The sequence below is a fragment of the Rhodococcus sp. A14 genome (genome assembly GCF_011603105.1).
GTDB classification, from domain to species: Bacteria; Actinomycetota; Actinomycetes; order Mycobacteriales; family Mycobacteriaceae; genus Rhodococcus_F; species Rhodococcus_F opacus.
In genome coordinates this window covers 1-7840 of sequence record NZ_JAAOQS010000192.1, presented here as the reverse complement: position 1 = coordinate 7840, position 7840 = coordinate 1, and the positions used below count along the sequence as shown (strand labels likewise).

Annotated in this window: 6 protein-coding genes and 1 pseudogene; 5 read left to right on the top strand and 2 right to left on the bottom strand. The window is 68.2% G+C overall.

Features of this window, described 5'->3' with window-relative positions; all coding sequences use genetic code 11:
* Positions 1 to 261, top strand: a pseudogene (locus G9373_RS46070) (hypothetical protein); the annotation flags it as partial.
* A gap of 552 nt (positions 262 to 813) precedes the next feature.
* Positions 814 to 2028 carry a DUF6777 domain-containing protein gene (locus G9373_RS44060; protein WP_167121119.1) on the top strand — a complete coding sequence of 405 codons (1215 nt, stop codon included), beginning with the start codon at positions 814 to 816 and terminating at the stop codon, positions 2026 to 2028.
* Positions 2029 to 2053: 25 nt separating this feature from the next.
* Here the strand turns inward: G9373_RS44060 and G9373_RS44055 are convergent, their stop codons facing one another.
* Positions 2054 to 3913, bottom strand: a complete 1860-nt coding sequence (locus G9373_RS44055) for a serine/threonine-protein kinase PknD (RefSeq protein ID WP_005562629.1) — start codon at positions 3911 to 3913, stop codon at positions 2054 to 2056.
* A gap of 478 nt (positions 3914 to 4391) precedes the next feature.
* On the opposite strand from G9373_RS44055, the gene G9373_RS44050 reads away from it, so the two are divergent.
* Complete coding sequence (locus G9373_RS44050; protein WP_005562625.1) at positions 4392 to 4844, top strand: hypothetical protein; 453 nt, start codon at positions 4392 to 4394, stop codon at positions 4842 to 4844.
* 266 nt (positions 4845 to 5110) lie between these two features.
* A complete protein-coding gene (locus tag G9373_RS44045; RefSeq protein ID WP_167121117.1) occupies positions 5111 to 5464 on the top strand; it encodes a DUF732 domain-containing protein in 354 nt (117 codons plus the stop codon).
* Between the two features lie 197 nt (positions 5465 to 5661).
* Here G9373_RS44045 and G9373_RS44040 read toward each other — a convergent pair whose 3' ends face one another.
* Positions 5662 to 6795 carry a BTAD domain-containing putative transcriptional regulator gene (locus G9373_RS44040; protein ID WP_167121115.1) on the bottom strand — a complete coding sequence of 378 codons (1134 nt, stop codon included), beginning with the start codon at positions 6793 to 6795 and terminating at the stop codon, positions 5662 to 5664.
* A gap of 250 nt (positions 6796 to 7045) precedes the next feature.
* Here G9373_RS44040 and G9373_RS44035 point away from each other — a divergent pair.
* Positions 7046 to 7840: serine/threonine-protein kinase (locus tag G9373_RS44035; protein WP_346842935.1), on the top strand; the 795-nt coding region annotated here is incomplete at its 3' end.

The window sequence follows — 7840 nt, the reverse complement described above, 5'->3', positions numbered from 1 at the left end:
GCACCCGCCCCCGGACCCGCCCAGGGCTACTACGCCAACATCTATGGCGGCCCCGGCGGTGCCGACATATTCATTACGGGCGCCGCGCCCGGGGAGACATGCATAGCCACCACCGATGCGAACGAGGCACTCTTCCTCGACGGAGTGGTGGATGGCACCGGCTCTCTCACTCTGTATTTCGGTACTCCTCCCGGCGACCAGACCGTGACTGTGGTGTGCGACAGCAGTGGAGCCGTCGCCCAATCGATCACGGTCACCTGACAGGTGGCATCACCAGATTCTGGTGTGCAGTCGGTCACCCATATCCCCGCCGACGCCTTCGTCGCCGAACACGATGTCCTTGCCTGACTGTCCGCCCGCAGCGACGGGTTGCCGGGAGGCGTTCGTCCAGTACGTCGAGTACCTCGCCGCAAAGTCCGGTGAACGCGTCACCCCGCCGGCGTCGTTGAAGCAGGAATCAGGGAAATCAGGGATAAGGCGCGGTCAACGGGACCGTGGGGACCCCCGTTGACCGGGTTGTCGCTTCCCTTCTGCGCAAGCCGGACAGCCACCGGGTCTCGTGAGGCCCGGTTTTCGGGGGTATCGTTGACGAAAATCTGGCGACATGGTCGACGGCGGTGCACCATGAGCGACGATCCGGGTACGCCAGGCAGTCCGCACTGGCAACCCCGCGGCCCCGAGTGGCAACCTCAGGGCCAACAGTGGCAACCGCACGCCCAACAATGGCCGCCCGCCGATGGGCCGCCCCCGGGGCCGCCGGGTCCTCCACCTCCGCGTTCGCGGGGCGGTGGCCGTTGGCCTCTGCTGTTCGGGTTGCTCGCCGCCGTGCTGATCGGAGTGCTCGTCGGCGGCTATCTCTTGTTCGTGAGGGGCGACGCGGATGAGGGTGAGGTGTTGCTCGAGGCGGCCGCATCCGAGGGGCCGTTTCCGTGGACGCCGCCGGTGGTGCCCCCCGATGCGCCGACCACGCTGCCGGAGTCGATGCCGACGGTGGCTGCCGGTGCGCCGGATCCGGGCCGGCCCGGATTGATCGCCGTGCCGGGCGACCGAACCGGAATCTACGGTGGCTCCCTCGAGTTGTCGGTCTGCGACAAGCCGAAACTGATCGGATTCCTCGAACAGAATCCGGGGCAGCGGGCCGCGTTCGGCGAGGTGTTGGGTGTTTCCGACGTCCGCGCCTATGTCGAGTCGCTCACGTCGGTGATTCTCGGTTCCGATACCCGGGTGACGAATCACGGGTACGAGAATGGCCGACCGACCGCGCTGCAGTCCGTGCTGCAGGCCGGGACGGCAGTCCTCGTCGACGATCGCGGTGTGCCGCGGGTTCGGTGCCAGTGCGGGAACCCGCTGTTGCCGCCGCAGCCCACCAAAGCAGCCCCGACGTACAGCGGGCAGCGGTGGCCGGGTTTCGCGCCGGACAAGATCATCGTCGTGCAGCCCGCACCCGCGCCGGTTACCCAGTTCACGGTCATCAACGTTGTCACCGGGGCTCCTGTGGTGATCAACGTCGGCAGCGGGACACCGCAGCAACCGACGACGACGCGGACGAGGACGCCGACCACGACGGTGCCACCCCCACCGCCGCGGACGACGGTCGCGCCACCGCCACCGCTCCGGACGACGGTCGCGCCACGCCCACCGCTCCAAACCACGGTCGCGCCACCGCCGCCGCGGACCACGGTGGCGCCACCCCCGCGAACGCAGCCGCCGACAACGCAGGCGCTGCCGCCCGCCGACTGGAGTACGACCGCCGAGGCTTTCCGGGGTCAGGACGGAGGACGAGCGTCGTTCGAGTGCCCGCCGGGTGGAGCGTTCGGCACCGTGTGGGGCTCGGGCACCTACACGGATGATTCCAGCGTGTGCACGGCTGGTGTGCATGCGGGAGTGATTTCCCAGCGGGGCGGCGGCGTGGTGGTCATCGTGATCTCCCCGGGCCTCAGCTCGTATGAAGGTTCGACATCGAACGGCGTCACGTCCGTGGGTTATGGAAGCTGGTATGGCTCATTCCAAGTCGTCGGTGGCGGTTGACCGTGACCGGTCGGGACGGACGGCATCAAGGGTCGCCCGGCAGTCGTAGGACCGTGTTGCCCTCGGTGACGTAGAGGTCTCCGGTGGCCCTGACCGCTACCCAGATCGGGCGGTGCAGCCCGGTGAACGGCACCACAGTGGCGGTGTCCGCACCCGCTCGAAGTTCGGCAACGCGACCGTTTCGGTAGTCGGCGACGAACACATCGCCCGTGGAATCAACCGCCACACCGGTGGGGGACGCCAGCTCTGTGAACGGCAGCACGGTCTGGTCGGTGCCGCCGGCGGGAAGGAAGAGCACGCGGTTGTTGTCGGTATCGGTGACGAATACGTCTTCACTGGAGTTGACCGCCACGCCGACCGGTCCGTGCAGGTCGGTGAACGGCAGCACCTGTTGGCTCGCGGCGCCGGCGGGCAGCGCGACAATCCTGTTGTTGTTGTTATCGGCGACGAAAAGGTGTCCGGCGTCGCTGACCGCCACTCCGGCGGGCCCGGCCAGGTCGGTGAACGGGAGCACCGTCTGGGTTGTGGCTCCGGCATCGAGTTTCAGCACCCGATTGTTCTTCGTGTCGGCGACGAAGACGTCGCCGGCGTCATTGGTCGCGACCCCCGCGGGGTGGTCGAGATCGGTGAACGGGAGGACGTCCTGGGCGTCGGAGTCAGCGGCCAGCTTGAGGATGCGATTGTTGTTGGTGTCGGCGACGAGAAGATCTCCGGCAGTGTTGACGGCCACCCCGACGGGAGAGTTGAGGCCACTGAACGGCAACGTGGTCTGCGTCGATGACCGGTTGCCCCAATACACGAACGCCACTGCGGCACCGACGGCCAAGACGGTGAGGAAGGCGAGCGCAAGCAGAACACGCGCCGGATTTCGCCGACGCGGAACGCTGAACATCTGCGGCGGGGGCGGTTGCGGTACCGGCCGGGGCGGCGGCCGCCCATGCGGTGGTGAGGTGGGCTGCCGAGTCGTCTGGGCATGGGGTGCGCCGTGCATTGTCGTCTGCGACCGCAAACTGGTGGGCTGGGCCGTGTGCGAGGACTGCGCGTTCGACAGGGCAAGCTGAACGCCGGCCGCGAGTGCGCGGCAGGTCGGCAGCCGGTCTTCACGCCGCTTCGCCAAAGCGGCGGAGACGATGTCGTCGATGGCCGGCGGAAGATCACCGCGCACAGCACTGATCCGCGGTACGGGTGCACTGAGATGACCGCGCATGACCTCCTGGGTGCTTCCGGTGAACGGTGGGCGGCCGGTGAGCAGGCAAAATAGGGTGCAGCCCAACGAGTACACGTCTGCGCGGGGGTCGAGTGGGATGCCTTGGAAAGCCTCGGGCGCCGAGTACTGCAGGGTGGCCACCAGCGACCCGGTTTTGGTCAGGTGCTGTGTCTCGTCGAGGGCCTTGGCGATACCGAAATCGGTGAGCAGTACCCGCTCGGGTTGCTCGGCGCCGGACGTGCCCAACAGAATGTTCGCCGGTTTGACGTCGCGGTGCAGCACGCCGTTCTCGTGTGCATAGTCCAGGGCCTTCGCCGTTTCGGCGATGATGTGCACGGCGCGCGATGGGTCCATCGGACCCTCACGCAGCGCCACCGCGGCATCGGTTCCGGCAACGTATTGCATCGCAATCCAGTGTTGATGTGCTTCCCGGCCTCGGTCGAAGACGGACACGATGTTCGGGTGTTCCAGGCGCGCCGCGTGGTCGGCCTCGAGCTCGAAGCGGGAGCGGAAGCAGTCGTCGGTGGTCAGGCTGCGGTCCAGCAATTTGAGGGCGGTGTTCCGGGGCAGGTGAGGATCGCGAGCGAGGTACACAGCGCCCATCCCACCGACGCCCAACACACGTTGGATGGTGTAGCCGGCGAACACGTCACCCGGCTCGAGTTCCGCACGACCCATCGGCAACACCGCCTTCGGTCGGACCGCTACGCCGTCTGTGAGCCAATCGGAGTGTATGACTCCGCAGACTCACGGGGCACACTCATGGGGCTGCAGAGTCGGTCGTCCACGCCATCCACCTTCGGCCGCAACGGGCTAGCATCGATTATGTGCCTCCCCTCCCGCTGTGGAAGCGCCTGTATTTGCTCTGCACACGCCCCGACGGCCTGATCGCCGAGTACGACGAACTCGGTGCACTCGTCCGTGCGGGGGTTCTTGCCGAGCTCTACCTGACCGGCGCGGTACCGATCGCAAGGCCGCGCGGTCATCGAGTCCACCCCGGTGCTTCCGGGCGCGCTGGAGCAACATCTGATCACGCAGATCTCCGCCTCATGCCCGCGCACCTGGGAACACTGGATCGGCACCGACCCGCGGCCCACCGAGAGGCTGGCCCGGGACCAACTCGTGGGCGACCACGAAACGGCGCCGGGCCCTCGGCATGGTCCCCTATACGAGTTACCGGGCGTCCGACCTGGAGTTGACGGCACGGCTGCGGGCGGCGGTCGAGGACACATTGCGCGCGGCCAAAGCCGACGAGCCCGACCACGACGCCATCACACGCGTCGCGCAGGGCGCCCTGTCGATGCTGCCGGACGATGCCAAGTCCCTCCCCCGCAAACAGCAGCGTGAACTGCTGGCCGAACTCCGCGAGCGGGCCGAGTCCAGCCTTCGCGCCTCCCATCCGCGCGGTCAGGGATGCGCGGTCACCGACACGGACGCCGTGTACGCCGCCCTGGCAACGCGAATCCCTTACCGCTGCAAACACTTCCAACTTAAAGGTGACTACGACGACCAAATCGTGTCCTTCTCGAAACGAATCGGTCCGATCGTCCCGGCGTTGTCGTCGGCATTGCGCACCATGAAGTGGACGCGCGCCGCCAGTTTCACTTAGGCCGCCAGTTTCACTTAGACCGACCCGGCCGAGCGGGACATCCGACCCGGGTCGGATCGGCTCGGGATCCTCCGAGACCGTCGAGTCCGCGGAGCCGAGGCGGCATCACACCCGAACCCGTCGATGCAGCGGTCCTCCCGCTGTGACCGGCGCCAGGCCGCGTCGAGCTCGCGGAGACCATCACAAGATTTCGTTCAGAATCCGACAAGCGACATCCCAGATCCTTTTCATACCAGCCAATGGCAACTCAAAGAAAAGGACCCGCCATGTTCCCCAAGACCGTCAAGTCCGTCAAGTCCGCCGCTCGCGTCGCCGCCGTCACCGCCGTGCTCGGCGTCGCCGCCATGGGTGGGGTCGGGGTCGCCAACGCCACCAGCTATGCGCCGGAGGAGGTCTACCTCACCGCCCTCGACGAAGAAGGCATCCCCTACGACTCGGCCTACTACGCGGTGGCGCTGGGCTACGCGGTCTGCGGGGACTTCGAGAGCGGCTACGACTTCTACGACATCGGACTGGATTTCCTGAGCGAGTCCTCCTACTCGCCGTACGAGGCGGGCTTCATCATCGCCGACGCCGTGACGGTGTACTGCCCGCAATACACCTACGCGCTCCCGGCCTGATTCACCCGCCACACGCCCCACCGAGTCGGTTGCCGCACCCGAGACGAACCGGTCGGTGGGGTGTGCCCGTCGGTGCGGTCCCCACGGTGGCTCCGCGACCGGCACCCGGAGCGTCTGGGCCCGGTGGTGATGCCGACGAGGCGGAACATCGGTCGGTAGCACGACGACGCACGTGTCGGGGGTGGGGAGGCGCTGCGCTATTCGACCACGATCTGGAATTCGAGCTCGGTGTCGCCGATCCGAATGATGTCACCATCGACGAGCCAGACGCTGTCGACGACGCGGTTGCCGCCCACGTATACACCGTTCGAGGAACGCAGGTCCCGCAACACGAAGTTCATCCCGGTATCCACGATGATCGCGTGGTGGCGACTGACCTTGCCCTGAGCGAGCACGATGTCGTTGTCGGGCATCCGGCCGATCCTGACCCCCGCCGATCCGATCCGAAAGACACGGCCCTGACGATCCCGCAGCTGCGCGGCCAGGGCGCGTTCGAGCGTCTCGAGGACGGTGACCGGATGGGCGGCGGTCGCCAGCGCGGTCTCGGCCACCGCCAATGATTCCTGCCGCAGGATGCGGCCCTCCAGTTCTAGCAGGTCACGGCCCGGATCGATGCCGAGTTCCTCGGCCAGGTTCGAGCGCAGCCGGCGACACGCCTCGAGGGCGTCGGACTGCCGGCCACACACATACAACGCGGTGATCAGCTGACCCCACAACGGCTCGCGATGCGGGTAGACGGACGCGAGGGACACCAACTCGGGAATCACCGCCTCGGCTCGTCCGCACGCGATCTCGGCTTCCGCGCGGGCGGCGAGGGCCGACACCTTCTCCTCCTCGATCGCGGCGGCAAACGTCTCGGCGAACTCCAGATCCCGGAGATCGTCGAGTGCCGGGCCCTTCCACTCGGCGAGCGCGGCGGCCAGGTGCCCGCTCGCCTCCTCGAATCGCCGCGCGGCGGCGGCCTGGATCCCGGCCCTCTTCTCGGCGAGGAATCGTCCCAGATCACAACCCTGGTCCGGCACGATGAGCCGGTACCCCGGCGGCGCGCTGGCCAGCACCGCCCGGGCATCGATCCCGGCATGGCGCAGAATTCGACGCAGATTCGAGATGAACACCTGCAGGCTCGCCCGGGCCTCGGGTGGCGGCCGATGATTCCACACCCGGTCGGCGAGCGCGTCGGCGGACACCGGGTGGTTGCGGTTGATGATCAGGGCCGCGAGGACGGCACGCTGCTTGGGGCCACCCAGCGGTGGGGCGATCCCGTCGATCGTCATCTGCACCGGTCCGAGCACGTCGAAGTGCAGTCCCGTCCCGGGCTGTGTGCCGTCCACTACACCGATGACCCTACCCCGGTGGCCCCTCCGGTGCCGTCCCGTCGTCGGGGACCGTCGCGGCGCTGACACAAAGCCTGTCCGCCCTGACCCGCGGACAACGGTTGGCTGATGCCCTGACGTGGTCGGTGTTGACTGAGGTCGGCGAGGCATCCGGGTGAGGTGGTGACGGCATGGGCGAGCACGGCATCTTGAGGCCGGGGGAGGTGTTCGCCGGGTACACCATCGAACGCGTGCTGGGGGTCGGGGGATGGGCACCGTGTATGCGGCGGCGCATCCGCGGTGGCCGCGGCGGATCGCCCTGAAGGTGCTGCACCCGGCGCTGGCCGAGGACGACGACGCCCGCGCCCGGTTCGAGCGGGAGGCCGACCACGCGGCCCGGCTCGAGCACCCGAACATCGTCGCGGTGTACGACCGCGGCCGGGAGGGCGACCGGTTGTGGATCGCGATGCAATACGTCGAGGGCACCGACGCCGCGACCGCCGGCGAGGGTGGTCCCCTCGATTCGGCGGCGAACATCCTCGTCGAACACCCCCGGCCGGGTCACCGGGGTGATCCCGGGCGGGTGCTGCTCGCCGATTTCGGGATCGCCAAGGCGCTCGAGCAGACCCAGCACGTGACCAAAACCTGGATGTTGGTGGCGACCCTGCAGTACGCGGCGCCGGAACAGTTCGCGAACCTCCCGTTGGATGCCCGGGCCGATGTGTACTCGCTGGGTTGCACCCTGTTCCGGCTGCTGACCGGCCAGCAGCCGTATCCCGGATCGCCCCTGGCCCCGCTGATGGCCGGCCACCTGAACTCGCCGATCCCCCGACCCGCCGCCCTTCGGGCGGGCCTGCCAGCCGCGTTCGACGAGGTCATCGCGCGGGCGTTGGCCAAGGACCGGGAGGAACGCTACCCCAGCTGCGGGGCCCTGGCGGCGGCCGCGCAGCACGCACTCGGGCCGGCGGAGGCCGACATCCCGACGCGGTGGAGGCCGACATCCCGACGGTGCGGGAGGAACCGGAGACGGACCGCCCGGCACCCGCACCGGTCAAGCCCGAAC